23 protein-coding genes and 1 tRNA gene are annotated in these 22,200 nt (G+C 45.5%); 1 reads left to right on the top strand and 23 read right to left on the bottom strand.

The genetic code is table 11. The annotated features are described in order from the left end of the window. Positions 1 to 51: 51 nt before the first annotated feature. The 11 genes from rnr to AC2EXB_RS05925 form a co-directional block, all read right to left on the bottom strand. On the bottom strand, positions 52 to 2,397 hold the full coding sequence (gene rnr, locus AC2EXB_RS05975) for a ribonuclease R (protein ID WP_483604090.1): 2,346 nt from the start codon (positions 2,395 to 2,397) through the stop codon (positions 52 to 54). 24 nt (positions 2,398 to 2,421) lie between these two features. Next, complete coding sequence (locus tag AC2EXB_RS05970; protein WP_483604089.1) at positions 2,422 to 3,168, bottom strand: alpha/beta hydrolase; 747 nt, start codon at positions 3,166 to 3,168, stop codon at positions 2,422 to 2,424. A gap of 373 nt (positions 3,169 to 3,541) precedes the next feature. Next, positions 3,542 to 3,769 carry a preprotein translocase subunit SecG gene (gene secG / locus AC2EXB_RS05965; protein ID WP_008429540.1) on the bottom strand — a complete coding sequence of 76 codons (228 nt, stop codon included), beginning with the start codon at positions 3,767 to 3,769 and terminating at the stop codon, positions 3,542 to 3,544. A 98-nt stretch (positions 3,770 to 3,867) separates the two neighbouring features. Continuing rightward, a complete protein-coding gene (eno, locus tag AC2EXB_RS05960) occupies positions 3,868 to 5,163 on the bottom strand; it encodes a phosphopyruvate hydratase (protein WP_235198700.1) in 1,296 nt (431 codons plus the stop codon). Positions 5,164 to 5,182: 19 nt separating this feature from the next. Next, positions 5,183 to 6,715, bottom strand: coding sequence for a 2,3-bisphosphoglycerate-independent phosphoglycerate mutase (gene gpmI / locus AC2EXB_RS05955; protein ID WP_483604088.1), 1,533 nt, complete (start codon positions 6,713 to 6,715; stop codon positions 5,183 to 5,185). Then, positions 6,708 to 7,469: a triose-phosphate isomerase gene (gene tpiA / locus AC2EXB_RS05950; protein WP_251479851.1), complete on the bottom strand. Its 762-nt coding sequence runs from the start codon at positions 7,467 to 7,469 to the stop codon at positions 6,708 to 6,710. The genes gpmI and tpiA overlap by 8 nt, the downstream gene beginning before the upstream one ends. Positions 7,470 to 7,519: 50 nt before the next feature. Then, a complete protein-coding gene (locus tag AC2EXB_RS05945) occupies positions 7,520 to 8,701 on the bottom strand; it encodes a phosphoglycerate kinase (protein WP_483604724.1) in 1,182 nt (393 codons plus the stop codon). A 113-nt stretch (positions 8,702 to 8,814) separates the two neighbouring features. Then, positions 8,815 to 9,819: a type I glyceraldehyde-3-phosphate dehydrogenase gene (gene gap, locus AC2EXB_RS05940; RefSeq protein WP_483604087.1), complete on the bottom strand. Its 1,005-nt coding sequence runs from the start codon at positions 9,817 to 9,819 to the stop codon at positions 8,815 to 8,817. Then, a complete protein-coding gene (locus AC2EXB_RS05935; RefSeq protein WP_483604086.1) occupies positions 9,820 to 10,863 on the bottom strand; it encodes a sugar-binding transcriptional regulator in 1,044 nt (347 codons plus the stop codon). A 108-nt stretch (positions 10,864 to 10,971) separates the two neighbouring features. Next, the gene (locus tag AC2EXB_RS05930) at positions 10,972 to 11,202 is read right to left on the bottom strand and encodes a glutaredoxin family protein (protein ID WP_483604085.1); all 231 of its coding nucleotides are present in this window, start codon (positions 11,200 to 11,202) and stop codon (positions 10,972 to 10,974) included. Positions 11,203 to 11,398: 196 nt separating this feature from the next. After that, a tRNA-Arg gene (locus AC2EXB_RS05925) sits at positions 11,399 to 11,470 on the bottom strand. 173 nt (positions 11,471 to 11,643) lie between these two features. On the opposite strand from AC2EXB_RS05925, the gene clpP reads away from it, so the two are divergent. Then, positions 11,644 to 12,243 (top strand): ATP-dependent Clp endopeptidase proteolytic subunit ClpP, encoded by a 600-nt coding sequence (clpP, locus tag AC2EXB_RS05920; RefSeq protein WP_483604084.1) that lies wholly within the window; start codon positions 11,644 to 11,646, stop codon positions 12,241 to 12,243. A 51-nt stretch (positions 12,244 to 12,294) separates the two neighbouring features. Here the strand turns inward: clpP and AC2EXB_RS05915 are convergent, their stop codons facing one another. From AC2EXB_RS05915 to hisB, 12 genes are all read right to left on the bottom strand, one after another. Beyond that, positions 12,295 to 12,552 carry an HPr family phosphocarrier protein gene (locus AC2EXB_RS05915; protein ID WP_235198693.1) on the bottom strand — a complete coding sequence of 86 codons (258 nt, stop codon included), beginning with the start codon at positions 12,550 to 12,552 and terminating at the stop codon, positions 12,295 to 12,297. A 61-nt stretch (positions 12,553 to 12,613) separates the two neighbouring features. Further along, entirely contained in the window at positions 12,614 to 13,564 is a 951-nt protein-coding gene (gene whiA / locus AC2EXB_RS05910) for a DNA-binding protein WhiA (RefSeq protein WP_235198692.1), read from the bottom strand. A 24-nt stretch (positions 13,565 to 13,588) separates the two neighbouring features. Further along, the gene (locus AC2EXB_RS05905) at positions 13,589 to 14,584 is read right to left on the bottom strand and encodes a gluconeogenesis factor YvcK family protein (RefSeq protein WP_483604083.1); all 996 of its coding nucleotides are present in this window, start codon (positions 14,582 to 14,584) and stop codon (positions 13,589 to 13,591) included. A 4-nt stretch (positions 14,585 to 14,588) separates the two neighbouring features. Continuing rightward, complete coding sequence (gene rapZ / locus AC2EXB_RS05900) at positions 14,589 to 15,470, bottom strand: RNase adapter RapZ (RefSeq protein ID WP_235198691.1); 882 nt, start codon at positions 15,468 to 15,470, stop codon at positions 14,589 to 14,591. Then, positions 15,463 to 15,948: an NUDIX hydrolase gene (locus tag AC2EXB_RS05895; protein ID WP_235198690.1), complete on the bottom strand. Its 486-nt coding sequence runs from the start codon at positions 15,946 to 15,948 to the stop codon at positions 15,463 to 15,465. The genes rapZ and AC2EXB_RS05895 overlap by 8 nt, the downstream gene beginning before the upstream one ends. 317 nt (positions 15,949 to 16,265) lie before the next feature. Continuing rightward, on the bottom strand, positions 16,266 to 17,219 hold the full coding sequence (gene trxB, locus AC2EXB_RS05890) for a thioredoxin-disulfide reductase (RefSeq protein WP_483604082.1): 954 nt from the start codon (positions 17,217 to 17,219) through the stop codon (positions 16,266 to 16,268). A gap of 67 nt (positions 17,220 to 17,286) precedes the next feature. Further along, positions 17,287 to 18,813 (bottom strand): tetratricopeptide repeat protein, encoded by a 1,527-nt coding sequence (locus AC2EXB_RS05885; protein ID WP_483604081.1) that lies wholly within the window; start codon positions 18,811 to 18,813, stop codon positions 17,287 to 17,289. 81 nt (positions 18,814 to 18,894) lie between these two features. Next, entirely contained in the window at positions 18,895 to 19,521 is a 627-nt protein-coding gene (gene hisIE, locus AC2EXB_RS05880) for a bifunctional phosphoribosyl-AMP cyclohydrolase/phosphoribosyl-ATP diphosphatase HisIE (protein ID WP_483604080.1), read from the bottom strand. Continuing rightward, complete coding sequence (gene hisF, locus AC2EXB_RS05875; RefSeq protein WP_483604079.1) at positions 19,518 to 20,270, bottom strand: imidazole glycerol phosphate synthase subunit HisF; 753 nt, start codon at positions 20,268 to 20,270, stop codon at positions 19,518 to 19,520. Before hisF ends, hisIE begins: the two co-directional genes overlap by 4 nt. Next, positions 20,264 to 20,992, bottom strand: a complete 729-nt coding sequence (gene hisA / locus AC2EXB_RS05870) for a 1-(5-phosphoribosyl)-5-[(5-phosphoribosylamino)methylideneamino]imidazole-4-carboxamide isomerase (protein WP_483604078.1) — start codon at positions 20,990 to 20,992, stop codon at positions 20,264 to 20,266. The genes hisF and hisA overlap by 7 nt, the downstream gene beginning before the upstream one ends. Beyond that, positions 20,961 to 21,614, bottom strand: coding sequence for an imidazole glycerol phosphate synthase subunit HisH (gene hisH / locus AC2EXB_RS05865; protein WP_483604077.1), 654 nt, complete (start codon positions 21,612 to 21,614; stop codon positions 20,961 to 20,963). The genes hisA and hisH overlap by 32 nt, the downstream gene beginning before the upstream one ends. Further along, positions 21,611 to 22,198 carry an imidazoleglycerol-phosphate dehydratase HisB gene (gene hisB, locus AC2EXB_RS05860; RefSeq protein ID WP_483604076.1) on the bottom strand — a complete coding sequence of 196 codons (588 nt, stop codon included), beginning with the start codon at positions 22,196 to 22,198 and terminating at the stop codon, positions 21,611 to 21,613. Before hisB ends, hisH begins: the two co-directional genes overlap by 4 nt. Positions 22,199 to 22,200 lie beyond the last annotated feature (2 nt).

The following is a 22,200-nucleotide window of genomic DNA, read 5'->3' as shown; positions in this document are numbered from 1 at the left end:
CACCAAATGCGCAACTCTCATTTCTTTAAAAGCGGCAGTTAAGCCGCTCCTTTATTTTTTCTTCTTGTTTTTCTGGTTTCGTGCCACGCCTTCATAGAACTTTTTCTTTTTGTTTTTCGGTTTGCGTGTCGGTCCGCCGCCTTCGCCCGGTTTTCCGTCGCGGCCCGGCTTGCCTCCGCGTCCTGGTTTCCCAGCGCCTTCTTTTTTCGTCGCACGGATGACTTTCGGTGCGTCTTTCCGTGTGCGGCGCTTCACTTCCGGCATGCCGACGATTTCAAAGTCGATCGCGGATTCTTCCGGTTTCACGCCGATGACTTTGATGCGGATCTCATCGCCGATGCGGAATTGGCGGTTGCTGCGTTCGCCGATCATCATCATTTGGCGATCGTCAAAACGATAAAAATCATCGGTCATATTGGAAACATGGACCAATCCTTCGATCGTATTCGGCAATTCGATGAAAAGACCGAAATTCGTAACGGAACTGATGATGCCATCAAATTCCTCGCCGATCTTGTCTGCCATGTACTGCGATTTCTTCAAAGCATCGGTATCGCGTTCCGCTTCTACTGCCCGGCGCTCACGCTCGGACGTATGTTCAGCGATTTCGTCCATATTCGCTTCCCAGTGCATGATTGTCGCTTTTGACAAGTCTTTATTGATCAAATACGTACGGATCAATCGGTGTACGATCAAATCGGGATAACGGCGGATCGGCGACGTGAAATGCGTATAGAACTCTGTCGAAAGGCCGAAATGCCCAAGGCTTTCAGAAGAGTATTTCGCCTGCTGCATCGAACGCAGCATCATCGTCGAAATCACCGGTTCTTCCGGTGTGCCTTCGATGGACTCAATGATTTCCTGCAAAGCTTTCGGATGGATCTGGTTTCCGGTACCTTTGACGACAATCCCGAAATTCGTCACGAATTCAAAGAAGCGCTGCAATTTCTCAGGCTTTGGATCTTCATGGATCCGGTAGATGGCTGGAACTTCCATGCGGTGAAAATGCTCCGCGACTGTTTCGTTCGCTGCCAACATGAATTCTTCGATTAATCGTTCAGAAACTGTGCGTTCACGGACAACCACATCAATAGGATAGCCATCTTCATCTACTAACACTTTCGATTCCTTGAAATCGAAATCGATAGCTCCACGGCGCATCCGGCGGTCGCGTAAAACAGCTGCCAATTCCTTCATTAATTCGAACATCGGCACTAGATCTGCGTATTTTTCTTTTAGTTCCTGATTATCCTGTTCCAAAATTTCATATACATCCGTATACGTCATGCGGGCAGAAGTGTTGATGACACTTTGGAAAATGTCATGCGATAAGACTTCCCCTTTATCATTGAAAATCATTTCACAGGATAAAGTCAGGCGGTCCACTTGCGGATTCAACGAGCAGATTCCGTTTGATAAACGGTGGGGAATCATCGGAATAACGCGGTCCGTCAAATAAATGCTTGTTGCGCGGTCATACGCTTCCCGGTCAATCGGTGAATCTTCCGTTACGTAGTGGCTGACGTCGGCAATATGGACGCCCAGTTTATACGTACCGTCTTCCAATTTTACTACTTGAACCGCATCATCCAAGTCTTTCGCATCCGCTCCATCAATCGTCACAATCTGCTCATTGCGCAAATCGCGGCGATCGGTCAAATCAGATGGATCGATTTCTTCCGGCACATTATTCGCCATTTCCAAGACATCCGCTGGAAATTCGGTTTCAATGCCGTATTTATGGATAATCGACAAGATGTCGACGCCTGGATCGTTCTTATGTCCCAGAATCTGTGTCACCATACCGGTCGCAGACTTTCTGCCTTCCGGCCAGCCCGTAATTTCCACGACGACTTTATGGCCATCCACAGCTCCTAATGTGTCTTCTTTTGCGATAAAGATATCCATATTCATTTTCTTATCATCGGATACCACAAAGCCGAAGCCGCGGTTATCCTGGAACGTACCGACCACTTTCGTTGTTCCACGTTCAACGATCCGAATAATAGCCCCTTCGCGGCGGTCTCCGGAAGAATTCTCAGAAATCCGGATCAGCACCGTATCGCCATTGATGGCGCCATTAATTTCAGTCGGTGGAATAAATACATCATCCATTCCAACTTCTTCAGGTGCCACAAAACCGAAGCCTCTCGGATGTCCAATAAACTTCCCGCGCATCAAATTCATGCGTTCCGGTACGCCGTAACGATTCACACGTGAACGCACGAGCAGCCCTTTTTCTTCCAGCTTGACTAAGGTTTTCACCAATTCTTTAAATTCATCGGCATCTTCAAAGCCGAATTGCTCTTCTATTTCTTGTACAGTTAATGGTTTATACGCATCTTCACGCATAAACGACAATAACCGCTGGTCCAGCGACGCTTCATTTTTTCCCATATACAGTTCCTCCTTTAGACGTTCTCACACACTCCAATCGAGCGATTCGAGAAATGCTAAAATATCTTCGTGCAATTGTTCTTTTTCTTTATCGAGCGTAATGACATGCCCGGATTCCTCGTACCACTTTATGTTTTTATCAAACGATTCCGCGTTTTCATAAATGACATTGGCAGAATCCGTATTGATGACATCATCTAATCTGCCTTGGACGACAAATAGCGGTGCGTAGACATGGTCGACATGGTCTTTTACATCCGCGATTAATGCCTGCAGATCAGCCAAAGATTCCATCGGATGCTTTTTGAACTCTTCCATCTCTTCTTCGATAAGTTCATCGCTTTTTCCTTCATATTTCTTGTACTCCTGTGCATATTTTACAACGCCTTCATACATCAAGTCGGTTGTTTTCATATACATCGGTGCACACATCGTCACCAAACCCTTCACAGGGAATGTATACCCTAATTTCAATGTGAATACGCCGCCAAGCGACAATCCAGCCACTGCAATTTCGGTATAGCCTTCATCGCGCAATTGACGATAAGCGGCTTCAACATCTTTCCACCAATCTTCCGGTCCTGTCGGAATCAACTTTTCCGGTTCAACTCCATGCCCTGCGTAATGAGGCGCGATGGATGTGTAATTATGCTTTTCCAGAAAACGGCCGAGCATCCGTACATCCGCCGAATTCCCTGTAAATCCGTGCAACAACAAGACCGCTCTCGGCCCTGATTTAAAGAAAAATGGTTTTGGCTGCGAAATCCGCATAAAAATCCTCCATTCATTTTACATATAACTTAAAAATTTAACTATAATTCTTCCAAATGTCTGCTAACAATATAAAAGATTAGAATTTTTATTTACACATCCAGATATGGAGCAAAACAGCGAAGACTCCAGCGGGAAAGCGAGAAAGCCGAGACCCCACAGGACGCAGTCCGAGGAGGCTTGGCGCTCGCCCGCAGGAAAGACATTGGCTGCAGCCTGCAAGGCCAAGTCTTTGCGACGAAGCTAGCGAAGCGATGCAGGAGCAAATCTTTTCAGCGCAGCTGTTTTGCGGAATATCAGAGAAAAAATAAAATTTTCCACCCTAAAAGAAAACGCCTAACCAGTGTATTGGTCAGGCGATTTAATCTCTACATTAAACTTTTGTAACGGCGATAGCCAGAATAAAGAATAAGGCAGCAAGCACTATCGTTACCCGGTGCAGGACTAAGTCCAGCCCACGTGCTTTTTGCTTGCCAAAAAGTTGCTCTGCTCCACCGGAGATGGCTCCCGAAAGACCTGCACTTTTTCCTGATTGCAATAAAACGACAACGATTAATGCGAGCGATACGATGACAAGAAGCGTCATTAACAACGTATGCATAAATTCCACCTCCTGGAAAAGAACTTTCACAACAAGACTAAGTTTACCAAAAACTTAGAACTATGACAATAGCATCGTTAAAAAGTCATGATTTAGCTTTATTTTTTCAAGTTGTAGAAAGTTTTAACACCAAGATATTGAGAAGTTTCGTTCAACTGATCTTCGATGCGAAGTAATTGGTTGTATTTCGCAACGCGGTCTGTACGGGAAGGTGCACCCGTTTTGATTTGTCCAGCGTTTGTCGCTACTGCGATATCCGCAATCGTTACGTCTTCAGATTCACCAGAACGGTGGCTGATTACTGCTGTGTAGCCTGCACGTTTTGCCATTTCGATTGCATCGAATGTTTCTGTCAATGTACCGATTTGGTTTACTTTGATCAAGATCGAGTTGCCAACGCCTTGTTCGATTCCTTGAGCCAATTTCTTCGTGTTTGTTACGAATAGGTCGTCTCCTACTAATTGAACGCGATCGCCGATGCGGTCAGTCAATAGTTTGTGGCCTTCCCAGTCGTTTTCATCCAATCCATCTTCGATTGAAACGATCGGGTATTTGTTTGAAAGCTCTTCGTACCAGTCAACCATTTCAGCAGAAGTTTTCACAGTGTTATCGCCTGGCAAGTTGTAAACGCCTTTTTCTTTATCGTAGATTTCAGAAGACGCAACGTCCATTGCAAGCAAGACATCTTCGCCTGGTTTGTAGCCGGCTTTTTCGATCGCTTCCATAATTGTTTGAAGCGCTTCTTCGTTTGATCCTAAGTTCGGAGCAAATCCGCCCTCGTCTCCAACAGAAGTATTATAGCCTTTTTCTTTCAACACGCTCTTCAAGTTATGGAAGATTTCAGCGCCCATGCGGACAGCATGGCGGAAAGATTCAGCGCCTACAGGCATAACCATGAATTCTTGGATGTCGACGTTATTATCCGCGTGCTCGCCGCCATTCAAGATGTTCATCATTGGAACGGGCAATTGCTTAGCGTTGAATCCGCCCAAGTACTGGTAAAGCGGAAGGTCAAGATAATCTGCAGCTGCATGAGCTACAGCCATCGAAACACCCAAAATTGCGTTTGCGCCAAGACGGCCTTTGTTTTCAGTGCCATCTAATTCGATCAATGCTTTATCGATTGAAACTTGGTCCATTACGTCAAAATTGCCTTCTAATTCGTTAGCGATTTCGCTGTTTACGTGTTCTACTGCTTTAAGCACGCCTTTTCCAAGGTACCGGCTCTTATCGCCATCGCGAAGTTCTACAGCTTCGTGCTCTCCTGTAGATGCTCCAGATGGGACGATTGCACGGCCAAATGCGCCGCTTTCTGTGAATACTTCAACTTCGATTGTTGGGTTTCCTCGTGAATCCAGTACCTCGCGTGCAAGAATGTCAGTAATGATTGGCATTTAAAACAGCTCCCTTAGTTTAGAATAATGGTCTTCCTGTCATTTCTTTCGGTTGTTCAATGTTCAATAGTTTTAATACAGTTGGCGCCAAATCAGCCAGGATGCCGTCATTTCGCAATTCTGCACCTGGTTTCGTTACGATGACCGGCACTTGGTTTGTCGTATGCGCCGTCATTGGCAAGCCTTCTACCGTCACGACTTCATCCGCGTTTCCGTGGTCCGCTGTAATGATGGCCGAGCCGCCTTTTGCATGCAAAGCATCGATGATTTTGCCTAAACATTCATCAACTGTTTCAATTGCTTTGATCGTCGGTTCGATCATTCCGCTATGGCCGACCATATCGGGATTTGCAAAGTTCAAGATGATGGCATCGTGTGCATCCGCTTCGATTTGAGCGACCAATTTCTCAGTCACTTCGTAAGCGCTCATTTCCGGCTGAAGGTCATAAGTCGCTACTTTCGGTGAATCGACTAAAATACGATCTTCGCCAGGGAAAACATTTTCGCGGCCGCCGCTCATAAAGAACGTGACATGCGGATATTTCTCTGTTTCTGCAATGCGCAGCTGCGTCAATCCATTTGCCGAAATCACTTCACCTATTGTATTTTCCAAGTTCATCGTTTCAAAAGCGATGCGCGTTGGCAGAAGATCACTATATGAAGTGAAAGACACAAAAGTCAGGTTCTTCGGTTGATTAACGCTTAACGGGAAGCTATTGAAATCTTCCGTAATCAAAGCGGAAGTCAACTGGATTGCCCGGTCAGGACGGAAGTTGAAAAAGATGATCGAATCATCCGATTTGATGGTTGCTACCGGTTCGCCTTCATCGACGATTGCATATGGCACAACGAATTCGTCCATGACGCCTTGGTCATACGATTCGACTAACCCTTCTGTTGCTGATGATGCAGTAAGGCCCACACCATCAACCAAGACGCGGTAAGCTGTTTCCGCACGGTCCCAACGTTTGTCGCGGTCCATCGCGTAATAGCGTCCGCTGATGGATGCAAACCGGCCAATGCCGATTTCCGCCATCTTTTCTTCTGTTTTTTCAATATAGCCGAGTGCAGTTTGTGGACCGACGTCGCGGCCGTCTAAGAAACCGTGCACATAGACTTCCGTCAATCCTTGCTGTTTCGCCAGTTTTAAAAGTGCAAACAAATGCTCATAATGGCTATGGACGCCGCCATCTGATAATAAGCCCATCAGGTGAAGCGCTGTGCCTTTCGCTTTTACATTCGCTACTGCTTCTAAAAAAGCAGGATTTTGATAGAAATCGCCGTCGCGGATCGATTTATGGATGCGGGTCAAGTTTTGGTAAACGATGCGCCCTGCACCAATATTCAAATGCCCGACTTCCGAGTTGCCCATTTGGCCATCTGGAAGGCCGACAGCTTCTCCAGATGCCGTTAAAAGATTATGTGGATATGTTTCCCATAGTTTATCAAAATTAGGTTTTTTTGCTTGAGCGACTGCATTGCCGAATGTTTCTTGGCGGCAGCCGAAACCATCTAAAATGATAAGTGCTACTGGATTTTCTGTATTACGCATGCAATCCCGCCTCTAGTAATTTGACAAAAGAATCTGCCTCTAAACTTGCACCGCCGACCAATGCGCCGTCGATGTGCTCCATGCCTAACAATTCTTCAATATTCGCTGGTTTTACACTGCCGCCGTATTGGATACGGACTTGATCGGCAGCTTCTTGGCTGTAAAGGTCCGCAATTTTCTTACGGATTACGCCGCAAACTTCATTCGCATCTTCTGCAGTTGCTGTTTTACCAGTTCCAATCGCCCAAATTGGCTCATAGGCAATGACTAATTGATTGATTTGCTCTTCAGCCAATCCAGCAACACCAGCTGCTACTTGGTTTTCAACGATAGAAGCTGTTGCGCCGCTTTCACGCTGCTCTAATGTTTCACCTACGCACATGATTGGCGTAATGCCGTGTTCATATGCTGCTTTTACTTTTTTATTGACCGAAACGTCGCTTTCATTGAAATACTGGCGGCGTTCTGAATGTCCAAGGATGACATAATTGATGCCGATGTCTTTCAATTGAACCGGACTCACTTCACCTGTATATGCGCCTTCTTTTGCATCATGCATTGTTTGCGCGCCGATTTGAAGCGTACTGCCTTCAGTTGCCTGTACTAATGGTTGAAGGAATAGGGACGGTGCACAGATGATTGAATCGACTTTATCCGCATCCGGTGCCAATCCTTTTACTTCTTCGATGAATTGTTTAGCTTCTGAAAATGTTTTGTACATTTTCCAGTTACCTGCAATAATCGGTTTTCTCAAAGAAATCCACTCCTCTTATCCGTTTTCTTAAACATTGTTAATTTTATTATTTATTTGTCCGTCAGTGCGCTGACTCCTGGAAGATCCTTGCCTTCCATGAATTCAAGAGATGCACCGCCGCCTGTTGAAATATGGTCCATTTTATCAGCTACATGGAATTGCTCTACTGCCGCTGCTGAATCACCGCCGCCGATAATCGTGTAGGCATCTGTTTCAGCCATCGCTTGCGCTACTGATTTCGTGCCGTTTTCGAAAGAACTCATCTCAAAAACGCCCATAGGTCCGTTCCAGATGACCAATTTCGAGTTCTTGATCACATCAGCGTAGAGTTCCACTGTTTCCGGTCCAATGTCCAGCCCCATCCAGTCGCTTGGGATTTCTTTGATGCTCGCTACTTTCGTTTCGCCGTCATTTGAAAATTCCTTTGTCGTCACGACATCAACTGGAAGATACATTTTCACGCCTTTTTCTTCCGCTTTTTTAATGAAAGAAAGTGCCAAATCGATTTTATCTTCTTCTAATAGAGAAGTTCCGATTTCATAGCCTTGCGCTTTGATGAATGTATAAGATAAGCCCCCGCCGATAATCAGATTATCGACTTTGTCCAGCAGGTGGTCGATAACGCCGATTTTGTCTTTTACTTTTGCACCGCCGATGATGGCAGTGAATGGGCGGTCAGGTTCAGACAATGCTTTCCCTAACACATCCAGTTCCTTTTCTAACAGCAAACCGGATACCGCTGGAAGATGCTCGGCAATGCCCGCAGTTGTCGCATGTGCTCGGTGCGCTGCTCCAAATGCATCATTTACAAAGACATCCGCTAAGCCAGCGAAAGCTTTCGCTAGTTCCGGATCATTTTTTTCTTCTCCCGGATGGAAGCGTACATTTTCTAATAGGACAATGTCGCCTTCTTCCATAGCTGCTATTGCCTGTTCAACCTTTTCCCCAATCGACTCATCGAGGCTCTTTACTTCTTTATGTAATAATTCGGCCAGTCTTGCACCGGCAGGAGCCAGTCTCAAGTCTTCGCTCACTTGGCCTTTTGGTCTGCCTAAATGGCTCGCCAGTATCACTTTCGCCCCGTTCTCCACTAAATATTTGATGGTCGGCAATGCTGCACGGATGCGTGTGTCGTCTGTTACTTTTCCTTCAGACATTGGTACGTTGAAATCTACTCGGCAAAATACACGTTTCCCCTTTAAGTCCACGTCTTTCATGGTCATCTTCTTCAACATGAAATTACCTCCCGTTCGTTTAAATAAAAAGAAGGGGTGGGGTAAATCCCCACCCCTTTTACCCTCTTTCATTATAGAGGTTCATCGGAAATTAAGCTATGATTTTGGGATTACAGCCCTGTTTTGTACATGTGCAACGCGATGTCGATGCATCGAGCAGAATAGCCTGATTCGTTGTCATACCATGCAAGAACTTTTACCATGTTGCCGCCAAGTTCCATTGTAGATAATAGGTCGACAGTAGACGAAGCTGTTACTCCGTTGTAGTCGCGTGAAACTAGTGGAAGTTCGCTGTAGCTCAAGAACGCATTTTCGTCTTTGTCGATTGCTTCTTTTAACGCGTTGTTAACGTCTTCTACTGTTACGTCTGTTTCCAACTCAGCCACTAAATCGATCAATGAAACGTTTGGAGTTGGAACGCGGATTGCCATTCCGTCTAATTTGCCTTCAAGTTCCGGCAATACTTTTGTTACGGCTACTGCAGCGCCTGTAGTTGTCGGAATCATCGATTCTGCTGCAGAACGTGCACGGCGGTAGTCTTTATGCGGAGAATCCAACAAAATCTGGTCGTTTGTGTACGAGTGGATTGTTGTCATCATCGCTTTTTTGATGCCGAATTTGTCGTTCAAGATTTTAGAAATTCCAGCTAAGCCGTTTGTTGTACAAGAAGCGTTTGAAATCACATCGTCTTCCTGCGGGTTGTAGCTTTCATGGTTAACGCCCATTACAAGCGTCTTCATGTTTTTGCCTGGAGCTGAAACGATAACTTTTTTAGCGCCTGCTTGGATGTGTTTTTTCGCATCGTCAGCATTTGTAAAGAATCCAGTAGATTCGATGACGATATCGATGTTGTTCTCTGCCCATGGCAAGTTCGCTGGATCTTTTTCAGAGTAAACATGGATTTTCTTGCCGTTTACGATCAAGTCGTTGCCTTCAGATGAAATTTCTGCATCCAATGTGCCGTGGATTGAATCGTATTTAAGCAAGTGTGCCAACATTTTAGCATCTGTTAAATCGTTTACTGCAACAACTTCCACTTCTTTGTTTGCCAATGCTTGGCGGAATACAATACGTCCAATACGTCCAAATCCGTTAATCGCTAATTTTAAAGTCATTTAAAATTCCTCCTGTTTTGTAGTTAATTCGATTATTTTCCGTGCTGCACCTTCATCAGTTATAAGCACGGTTTGTCTCGGTGCAATGTTGAAATAAGAAAGAATCGCTTTCGCTTTTGATCGTCCTCCCGCAACAGCCAAGATGGCTTTCGCTTTTTGGACCTGTTCCATTTGGATTCCCGCAGTTCGGATGCGATAAACAACATTTCCTTCATTGTCGAAGTAATAGCCAAATGCTTCGCTGACCGCTCCGCCGCTTCGGATCATTTCCACTTCTTCCGGCGATGATTTCCGATGCAGCGCAATTTCCTCGGCATTGCCGATTCCATGCACTACGACGTCCGTCTCATCATACAACTCCATCATTTCTTTGATGACCGGTTCACGCATCATCATTTCATAAGCTTCTGCGCTGAGATGGTCCGGCAAGTAAAGCGTTTTGACCGCTCCGCCTGTCTTCTCCGCAAAAAGAGAAGCTATGGTATTTGCCTGATGAAGTACGTCTTCCCCAAGGCCGCCTCGTGCTGCAATGAATTGCAGCGAACGATCCCGCTTTTCGAAAGATATCTCTTTTGAGATTGCAGCCATCGTACTGCCGCCAGTCACTGCAATTTTTTTATGAAGTGGGAACTTCATTTCTAGTAGCCTTGCGGCCTCTTTGCCGATTTTTGTTTTAACTGCTGGAATATCGTCGCTATCCTGGGGCAATATCAGTACTTGTGAAATCCCTAAAATTACTTTTAGCTGCTTTTCCATATTGGATAAGCCGGACATTTCACGCATGAATTCTTTTAATGCCTCCAGCACTTCCAATCCTTGCGGCGATATCGCCATACCGGCAGTTTTCGCTTCTATTAATTGCTGGCTTCGCAGAAGATCCGTTTCTTTCCGGATGTCGCGTTCTGTCATTCCCGCAAGTTCACTTAGCGTACGCCTGCCAATCGGCTCTTCCATTTGGATGGTTTGAAGAATTTGATAACGTTTTTTTAGGAGATCGGTCATTTCCGGCATCAGCTTTTTCTTCGCTTCCGTTAATGGATCCATTGATTCACTCCATTTCAAGCTGGACAATTTTCGTCCCACTCAATATTTTTCTGTCCCACTAGTTACATTCTACCGAACCCATTAAAAAAATGCAAATAAAAAGAAGCGTTAAAATTCTAACGCTTCCAATAGTTCAACGTAGCCGATTCTTCCGTAAATAAGGAGCTCGCCTTCTTTTTCAAGAACCGGAATCATCACCATATATTTTTCATGCAGCTGTTCGTCGCTTTCAATATCGACTTCTCGGTACTCTAGCGGAAAGTCTTCTTTGACAAGCTCCAACATCAATTTCGCTTCTTCGCATAGTTCACAATTTGGACGGGTGTATAAAGTAATCATCGCTTTCCCTCTTCTCATTTTAAATTCTCAAGTGAAGCTATTATACTATTCACCCATAATATATTTAAGTAACTTGTTTGGCGAACATCTTTATTGAGGCTCCTCGAAATTCTCTGCTGGACTAGCCCTTGCATTCATTCAGGAAATAGAAAAAGCCGCTCGTCCCACAATAATAAGTGGGACGAGCGGCAACGGATACCCTCGGAGGGAATCGAACCCCCATTTCAAGAACCGGAATCTTGCGTGTGATCCATTACACTACGAGGGCAAATGGTCGTTAACGACTTTTCTATTATAACCATAACAAAAAAACATTTCAAGTTGATTTTTGCAATTCGTTAGATTTGACCTTCATTGACCAAGATGTGTATGATATTAATACAGCTGAAATGAATTTTTCAGCATAGCTAGATACTATCTATTATGAGGAGGAACTTTTCGATGAACTTAATTCCTACAGTAATTGAACAAACAAGCAGAGGCGAACGTGCATATGACATTTACTCTCGCCTTTTGAAAGACCGCGTCATCATGTTGGGAAGCGGAATCGATGATAACGTTGCAAACTCAATCGTCGCTCAACTTCTATTCCTTGAAGCGGAAGATCCAGAAAAAGATATTTCCATCTACATCAACAGCCCAGGCGGAAGCATTACTGCCGGTATGGCGATCTACGATGTTATGCAATTCATCAAACCGGATGTTCAAACAGTTTGCATCGGTATGGCGGCTTCGATGGGCGCTTTCTTGCTTGCAGCTGGAACAAAAGGCAAACGCTATGCGCTTCCGAACGCTGAAGTCATGATTCACCAGCCACTTGGCGGTGCTCAAGGACAAGCAACTGAAATTGAAATCGCTGCAAAACGCATCTTGCACCTTCGCGAAAAATTGAACCAAATTTTAGCTGAACGTACTGGACAGCCCCTCGAAGTGATTTCAAAAGATACGGACCGCGATAACTTCATGACTGCTGAACGCGCGCTTGAATACGGCCTCGTTGACCAAATCATCACGCGCAACAAAATGTTGGAAGACAAATAAGCGTTAAACGAATAAAAGCTTGCAGCCGATACCGGCTGCAAGCTTTTTTCATTATCCTTCTTTTTCAATTAAGCCTGCTAATGACTCCACTGCATTTTGCTCATCATTGCCATCAGCCGAAATTTTCACTGTCGTGCCTTTGCTGATTGCTAAACTCATGATGCCCATGATGCTTTTCGCATTTACTTTTTTATCATCTTTTTCAAGATACACATCTGAACTGTAGCGATTTGCTTCCTGAACAAACAAAGCTGCTTGTCTTGCTTGCAAACCGGATTTCAATTGAACTTCCACTTGTTTTTCAACCATGCTGATCCTCCTCTAAAACTGACTAGACTCTTTAAAAAATTATATGAAAGAACGGACGGTGCTACCGGCCGATCATTTCTCCTTTTCTCAGCGATTCAGCAATTTCATCGATTTTGCGCAGACGATGATTAACGCCCGATTTACTGACATTTCCGGTCGATACCATTTCCCCTAGTTCCTTCAAGGTAACATCCTGGTATTCAACGCGCAAGCGCGCAATTTCCCGGAGCCGTTCAGGCAGCTGGTCGATGCCGATCATATTGTCGATAAAACGGATATTTTCAACTTGCCGCAATGCAGCATCAATGGTTTTGTTCAGATTGGCTGTTTCGCAGTTGACCAGGCGATTTACGCTGTTTCGCATGTCACGGATGATCCGGACATCTTCGAATTTCAGCAAAGCTGAATGTGCGCCGGTCAGGCTGAGAAAATCTGCAATCTTTTCAGCTTCTTTCAAATACGTGATGAAGCCTTTTTTTCGCTCAATGGTTTTGCTGTTCAAATGGAATTCGTTCATAAGCTCCACCAAGGAATCAGCATGGTCTTTATAAGACGAGTAGATTTCCAAATGATAAGAAGAAGTTTCGGGATTGTTGACCGATCCTCCAGCTAAAAAAGCGCCTCTTAAATAAGAACGTTTGCAGCAATTCTTCTCAATTAATTTTTTGTCAATATCATGATGGAACTGGAAACCTTCCGAGATGATCGCTAAATCTTCCAGAATCATTTTCGCTCCTTCGCGGAGGCGGCAAATGTAAACATTGTTCTTTTTCAAACGCATTTTTTTGCGGACCAGCAATTCAACCGGATAAACTTTGTAAAATCTTTTCAACAAGGTATAAATCCGGCGGGCGATAGCCGCGTTTTCAGTCTGTATGTCCAGGCTCAATTGCCGATTTGAAAAAGACAAAGTCCCATTCATCCGGATCAATGCGGATAATTCCGCTTTTCCACAGCAATCATCGACCTCTATTTGAGTCATTTCTTTTTTTGTTTCCGATGCAAAAGACAAACCTAGTCCCCCCTCTTCAAAGCATTAAAAGTAAAGATGCTTTGAATCTTCTTTAGCAAGGCCACCGGCATATCCAAATAACCATTCTGCAACTTTCATCGGTTCATGGCGTACGGCTTCTCCAAAGATGTTCGTGATTTCTTCTTTGTAGACTTCAAGCCCCATTTTCCGCAGATGTTCTTCGTCATATTCTACTGGCCAAGCCCGTTCTTTCTTATAGCGCTCCACTACCGACGGCGGAAATTGGATTTTCCCGACAAGGATAGCATCTAAAAAATCTTCTCCTACATGGTCATACAAGGCTTGGACATGGTCTGAAGCTGTATAGTGGTAGGTTTCGCCCGCTTGCGTCATCAAGTTGCAAATATAGATTTTTTTCGCTTGGGATGCCATTAAGGCTTTCTTGATGTCTTTCACGAGCAGGTTCGGCAAAATGCTTGTATACAGCGAACCCGGTCCGACCACGATCACATCGGCTTTGTTGATAGCTGCGATGGTATCCGGCAAGGTTTTCACATCATTCGGTTCTAAAAAAACCCGTTTAATGGGCTGTAAATAAGCTGGAATTTTGGATTCTCCGCTGACAATGGTGCCATCTTCAAATTCAGCATGAAGCGTGACCAATTGGTTGGCAGCCGGCAATACGGTTCCGTTGACATTCAGAACCCGGCTCATTTCACGCACCGCATGGGAGAAATCTCCTGTGATTTCAGTTAATGCAGCAAGCATCAGATTTCCTAATGAATGCCCATCTAAGTCAAGTGACTGTTTAAAACGGTACTGAAACATTTCAGCAACGAGCGGTTCTGCGTCAGACAAAGCCGCCATGACATTCCGGATGTCGCCAGGCGGCGGAATGTCCAAATCGTTGCGCAAGCGTCCTGAGCTTCCACCGTCATCGGCTACCGTGACGATGGCCGTTAAATCGAGCGGGAATTTCTTTAACCCTCTTAACAAGGTGGAAAGCCCCGTGCCCCCACCTATAATGACAACACGCTTACGGCGTAAAGCACCTGTCATGTACTCAGCCCTTTCTTGTTTTGACATCGCGATGCGTAATAATGGTTTTGTTTTCTTCTGCCAGCAGTTTTCCGTAGTATTCGGCAAACGTAACGGATCGATGTTGTCCGCCCGTGCAGCCAAAAGCGATCACAAGCTGTGCTTTTCCTTCATTTTTGTACTGAGGAATCATGAATTCAAACAGATCGGTCAGCTTTTCGATCAAGGTCTGCGTTTCTGTCCATTGAAGAACATAATCAGAAACTGGAGCATCCAAGCCCGATAACGGTTTTAATTCTTCTATATAATAGGGATTCGGCAGAAAACGGATATCAAACACTAAATCGGCATCAATCGGCATGCCGTGTTTGAATCCAAATGACATCACGTTAACGGTAAAGACATTGCTTGAAGTTGAAGCAAAATCGCCAACAATTTTTTCTTTTAATTGCCGTGGGGTCATAGTGGAAGTATTGTAGATGTATTTGGCTCTTCCTTGAAGGTCCATCAGCATATCGCGCTCTTTTTTGATCCCGCCGAGCACTAAGCCTCCTGGAGATAAGGGATGTGAACGTCTTGACTCTTTATAGCGGCTCACTAGCGTTTGATTGTCAGCGTCCAGGAACAGCAAGGTCGTCGAAACTTTCGGCTCTTTTGAAATATTGTCGATCGCATCTACAAGGCTATCGAAAAAGTCTCCTCCCCGAAGATCCATAACAGCTGCGACTCTCTTCATCGATTTTCCGGAATCTCTCATCAATTGAATGAACGTCAGCAAAAGCGCCGGCGGCAAATTATCAATCGTGAAAAATCCGAGATCCTCAAAGCTTTGGATGGCGACCGTTTTGCCGGCTCCAGACATGCCGGTAATAATGATTAACTCCGTCTCGTCTACATGTTTATCCATTTTGGGGATTCTCCTCTTCGACCGATGTTTGTAAACTTTCCTTGATCAATTCAAACTCAGATGTGTAATGGAAAGTTCCGTATTGCATGCCTGGCTCGTTTACCGCAAAAAGCAGGTTACTGCGGTCCCCTTCTGCCATCGGCAAAAACGCCAAACTCTCGACCGGATGCCATTCAAGCAATCCTTCTCGTGTTTCTTCAAATAACTGGCCTTCTAAATCTCTCGCGATGAATGTATAAAGCATCCATTCATCGACTACTTGATCATTCTCATAAATCATCATGGTGTAAACGCCTTTTAAATGCGTTCCAACAGGTTTTGCCCCGGTTTCTTCTGTGAATTCCCGGATTCCTGCTTCGTAAATCGACTCGCCTGATTCCATTTTACCGCCCGGAGCGACATACCAATTGCGCCGAGGTTTTCTTAATAACAGTACTTGTCCATCACGGACCACTAATAAATTCGCAATTCTCTGCACATTCGACACTCCGTATCTTTGTAAACTCTCTCCATTATACAACTATCCTGGCGTGTCATGCAAAGAAAGAAAAGTAGATTCCATTTGCAGTAAGTCCGAAGCGACCTCGAGAGGCTGGGCGCTGGAACTGGATAAAAGAAAAGTAGAAACGCCAATTTGGATTTAATACATGCAAGACAAACAAAAAGAGGCCGCCTCCCGGAATTTCCGGAAAACGGCCTGTCAAATTACTTTATAAAAAGGGGGTCAATTTACTATCCTTACTATACCACCTCTTCATGTCAACCATGTTACAAAGGCGTTAAGAACGCGTTAAATTATGCTTTAATACCCGTTTTTTCAAGCAATTCTTCAATATAATGCTGAGCGGCTTGGGCAGCGATGCTTCCGTCGCCAGTTGCTGTAACCACTTGGCGAAGCATTTTCTCGCGTACGTCCCCTGCAGCGTAGATTCCTGGTACGGAAGTCTCCATTTTTTCATTCGTCACGATATAGCCTTCATCATTTAGAATGCCTAATTCAGCGAATGGTTTAGTCAATGGAAGCATACCGATATAGATGAATACGCCGTCTGCTTTAAATTCCTGCTCTGCTCCGTCTTTTGTCGACACAAGAGTCACACTTCCGACTTTGCCGTTTTCATCATTGATCTCTTTCACCGTATGGCTCCAGATAAAATCAATTTTGTCATTGGCAAATGCACGGTCTTGAAGGATCTTTTGGGCTCTTAGTTCATCGCGGCGGTGAACAATTGTCACTTTGTCAGCAAAGCGCGTCAAGTAGACGCCTTCTTCAACTGCAGAGTCTCCTCCACCCACTACGACCAGATTTTTTTGTTTAAAGAACGCCCCGTCACAAACTGCACAATAGCTGACTCCGCGTCCGCCCAGTTCGTTTTCGCCTGGGATGCCCATTTTTTTGTATTCGGCTCCGGTCGTAATGATGATCGCACGTGCTTTGTATTCTTTCGAGCCCGCTTTGATCGTTTTGTACTCTTCGCCGTCGACGATTTCTTTTACATCACCATACGCATATTCTGCGCCAAATTTTTTCGCATGTTCGAACATTTTGTTGGAAAGATCCGGCCCTAGGATATGATCAAAGCCTGGATAGTTTTCGATTTCTTCTGTGTTGGCCATTTGTCCGCCCGGAATTCCACGTTCAAGCATCAATGTTGAAAGATTGGCTCTTGAAGTGTAAACAGCAGCGGTCATGCCTGCTGGTCCGGCTCCGATAATAATCACGTCATAGATATTCGTTGTTTCAGTCATAATAGGCCCTCCTCGGTCTCAATAAGTAAATCGTATAAGATATTTTCTGTTACAGCAAGGTTTTTGCCTAGGACTCGAAAATCGGCAAATAATGGATCAATTGATTGACGTACTTCGTCAATGTGGCGGCCGATACACCGAAACGCGCGGCAATCCCTTTTTTCGTAATGGAATGGTCTCTCGATGACTTGATCATATAATCCACTGCCGCTGCAAGCGCCCGCGGATTTTTGAATTCATAGCCACGGTCAAATGCTTTTTCCACTAGCATGAACCACATTTGAAAAGCATAGGAGCCTTTCTCCGTAACCATATTTTCTTCTGCATATAGAATTTCAGTCGCTTCCATCGCACGCAAAAACGCTTTTTCTTCAGGCACCGACTCGTTAAAGGAATGGCCGAGCGCGTAGCCGAGCAAATACGTTTCAAGAACTGTCGGCTGTTCCGCTTTCAGCCATTTCGGATGCGAAATGATTTCTTGTTTATGGGACGATTTCCCGAGCAGGAACAAGCCGAATAATCGCTCGCTTCGATGCTCATGGTCAAGCTTGCCGATCAAATAATCGCGGTTATGCTCCAATGCATCTTCATGGGGTATTTTCTCATTTTCGTACCACGGTTCATAGCCGTCTTTTCCGGGATCCATTTTCGTCAATTGCTTCCATGCCTGTCTCGCAATATCTTCATGGCCAGAATGGTAAGCCGCATGCGACAACCAGAAATAAAAAGCCGGATCTCCATCAAATCCCCGCTTTTGAAGGCTTCTAAGCCAGCGATAAGCCTCTTTGTATTTGCCGACAAGCGCAAAAGTGGCGCCCAGTTTATAGCGATGTTCAAAAACATAAGGCTGGATCTTTTTCAAAAGCGCCAAGACATCCTCAAGTTCGTCGTTTTTCTCGTAGTAATGGAAAACCGCAAGATTGCACAAAGCATGAAGATTGCCGGTATTGCGTCTTAACACATCATGCAATAGCGCTTTTGCCATTTCCGTTTCGCCGATATAGAAATAAGCCAAAGCCAAGTTGTTATGGGCTCCCCAGAAATCCGGCTTTTCCTCAATCAGATTTTCAAGGAGTGTGATCGCCTTCGCAAAATCCCCTTGTTCCATGAGGCGCCGCGCTTTTTCCTGCTGGTAGAAATCTTCGCTGTCTTGCGCTTCCCCTTCATCATCAAAAAGCTGCCAGTCTTCCTGTTCAGCAAAATCGATGATTTCGAGCGCCTCTGCGATGTATTCGCCTTGAGGCATACTTTCTGTATACTTCTTGGCATAATTTCGCGCTTCCATGAACATGCCCATGTGCGCATGGACTTCTGCCAGGAAAAAGAAGACTTCAGCTTGAAGCGGATCGAGATCATGTGCTGTCCGCAGCGCTTCCATCGCTTGTTCAAATTCCTGCATTTCCATAAGGACGATGCCGAATTGTGTCCAAATGCTTGCCGATTCTGGGCTTAATTCGGTTGCCCGCTGCAAGTATTTATGCGCTTTCGGATAATGTTCTTTCTGTAACTCTTTTAGCCCTTTTTTAAAATAGTATTCGCCTGTCGGAATAAACGACAGGACATTCTTATAGGTTTGCTGTTTTTTATTCTCCAAAATATGCCTCCGCAAAAGTAAAAGGAACGATAGTCATCGCTCCTTCACTTAAATATGCTGTCATTATAGCATATTTCCCTGTTATTTACTTGAAGTTTTTACTGCATGCCGCTCTTGAAGCACCGCAATCACTTGTTCTAAATCCACTTTTTGTTCTTGAAGAAGAACCAATACGTGGTAGAACAAATCAGCGGTTTCCATGGATAATTCCTGCGGATCCCGGTTTTTAGCGGCAATGATGACTTCCGCCGCTTCTTCTCCGACTTTCTTGCAGATTTTATCTACGCCTTCGCTAAAGAGGTAAGTCGTATAAGCCCCTTCCGGCATTTCCTGTTCACGGGTCCTGATCAATTCGGTCAATTCCTTGAACATATCCGCTTTCGACGGATTCGGTGTTCCCGAAATCGTTTCATTGAAGCAACTGTTTTCGCCTGTGTGGCACGCAGGACCGTTTGGAATCACTTCATAAATCAACGCATCGCCGTCGCAATCCAAGCGGACAGCTGTTACTTGCTGCGTATTGCCGCTCGTTGCCCCTTTGTTCCACAGTTCCTTGCGGCTTCTCGAATACAGCCAAGTTTCGCCTAGTTTGATGGTTTTGTTGACCGCTTCTTCATTGGCATACGCTAATGTCAACACTTCTTTTGTTTCAGCATTTTGAATAATCACGGGAATCAGCCCGTTTTCATCGTATTGGATTTTGCTCATCGGACATTCACTCCCATTGTTTTTAAATAATCTTTTACTTCAGCGATACTGGTTTCTTTATAGTGGAAAATCGAAGCAGCAAGCGCCGCATCTGCGTCCACTTTTTCAAAGACTTCGGCAAAATGTTCGCGGTTTCCTGCACCGCCGCTCGCAATGACAGGAACTTCTACCGCTTCCCGGACTGCTTGGATCATCTCCAAGTCAAACCCGTCTTTCTGTCCGTCTTTATCCATGCTCGTGAGCAGCAATTCACCAGCGCCAAGTTCGATGCTCCGTTTCGCCCATTCCACGGCGTCCCAGTCGGTTTTATTGCGCCCACCGTGGGTATAGACGTCCCAGCTATTGCCGTTTTTCTTGGCATCTATCGCTACCACGATGCACTGGGAACCGAAATAATCGGCGCCTTCTTTGATTAGCTCCGGCCGATCTAAGGCAGCCGTGTTCAACGACACTTTATCCGCTCCTGCCCGCAGCATCCGCTTAATGTCTTCAAGCGTCCGGATGCCGCCGCCCACGGTAAATGGAATCGACAATTCGGTCGCGACGGTTTTAACGACTTCAACCATTGTCTCTTTGCCTTCGTGCGAAGCGGAGATATCAAGAAACACCAATTCATCCGCCCCTTGCTTATCGTAGAAACGGGCCAGTTCAACCGGATCTCCGGCATCCCGAAGCGACACGAAACTGACGCCTTTTACGACACGCCCTTCTTTTACGTCCAGGCAAGGAATAATGCGTTTTGTCAGCATGACAGCGCCTCCTCAAGGGTAAAGCGTTTTTCATACAACGCTTTTCCGATGATGACGCCGGCAATCGGACTGCCTGCTGCCGCTTTCTTGACGCTGCGGATGTCATCCAGTGTACCGATGCCGCCAGAAACGATCACTTCCGCCCGGCCAGCCGACACCAATTTTTTATTGGCACCGATATTCGGGCCTTGCAGCGTACCATCCGTTGCGATGTCCGTATAGATAAAATGCTTCGCGCCTTTGGAAGCAAAAAAATTGGCTACATCTGTTGCCGATTGGCTCGACGTTTCAATCCAGCCTTCGGTCGCCGCCATGCCGTCTTTTGCATCGATTCCGATAACGATTTTCTCTGCGCCAAATTCTTCTATGAACGAAACTGCGAGTTCAGGATTGCGGATGGCCAAACTTCCGATAATGACCCGGCTGACCCCGTTCGATAAATAATGTTCAATGTCTTCACGCGTCCGGATGCCGCCGCCAATTTGGACCTTGACGGGCAATTTCGCCGCTTCGATCACCATTTGATCATTGATGCGGACACCGTCTTTCGCGCCGTCCAAATCCACCATATGAATCCATTCCGCTCCTGATGCTGCGAATTGCTTCGCCATTTCCACCGGCGAATCGCCGTAAACCGTTTCCTGTGCATAATCCCCTTGGAAAAGGCGCACACATTTGCCTCCGCGCAAATCAATTGCGGGGTAGATTTGAAACTTGCTCATCGAGATTCCTCCTGACATTTGCAATCCATTGCTCCAATAAATAGTGGCCGAAATCACCGGATTTTTCCGGGTGGAACTGCATTCCGGTAATCAATCCTGAGCCGACGACTCCCGGCACTTGAACTTCTCCGTAGCTTGCTGTGCCGAACACTTCTTGTCCATCGGTATCAACCGCTAAGAAAGAATGCACAAAATAAACATGCGTATCGATTTGCAGATCATCCAGCCAATAAGGCATCCGAGCAAATTCCAGACGGTTCCATCCCATGTGCGGGATCCGGTGTGTGCCTTTTTCAAAACGGCGGATTTGCCCTTTTAATAAGCCGAGCCCTTTTGCCGATTTTACTTCTGAACTGTCTTCATACAATAATTGCATCCCTAGGCAGATGCCGAGAAGCGGAATTTTCCGTTCCGGCAACGACCGGATAAAAGAAGACAAGCCTTTCTCATTCAATAATTCCATCGCGTCCGGAAAAGCTCCGACGCCCGGGAGCAAAATTCCTTCCGCCTCTTTGAGGATTTCGGGATCATCTGAGAGAATGACGGTGCAATCCAATTTCTTCAGCGCTTGTTCCACACTGAAGAGATTGCCCATGCCGTAATCGATAATGCCGATGATCATGTCAACAGCCCCTTTGTCGAAGGCACGCCTTTCACCCTTGGATCGATGCTTGTCGCTTCGTCGAGCGCACGCGCCAACGCTTTGAAAACCGCTTCGATGATGTGGTGTGTGTTTTTGCCGTAGTGGATGATGACGTGAACGTTCATGCGTGATTCAAGCGCAAATTTCCATAAGAACTCCTGCACCAATTCCGTATCAAATGTCCCGACTTTCGCATTTGGAATCTCGCCTCTCATTTCGAGGTGCGGGCGGTTTGAACAATCGATGACCACTTGAGCAAGCGCATCATCCATTGGGACAAACGCGTTGCCGTAGCGTCGAATCCCTTTTTTATCGCCCAATGCTTCTTTGACTGCCTGGCCAAGTACAATGCCGATATCTTCTGTCGTGTGGTGATCGTCAATATGCGTATCGCCATTTGCTTTGATATCGCCGTCGAACAATCCGTGCTTGATAAATAAATCAAGCATATGGTCCATAAACGGGACGCCTGTCTGGATATCGGCTTTTCCTTCACCGTCTAACGAAAACGCCACCGCGATTTTGGTTTCATTCGTATCCCGTTTCAATTCCGCTTTTCTCATCA

The organism is Planococcus alkaliphilus (genome assembly GCF_057031095.1).
The sequence above is the reverse complement of the archived record's forward strand: the minus strand, read 5'-3'. Positions and strand labels throughout refer to the sequence as shown.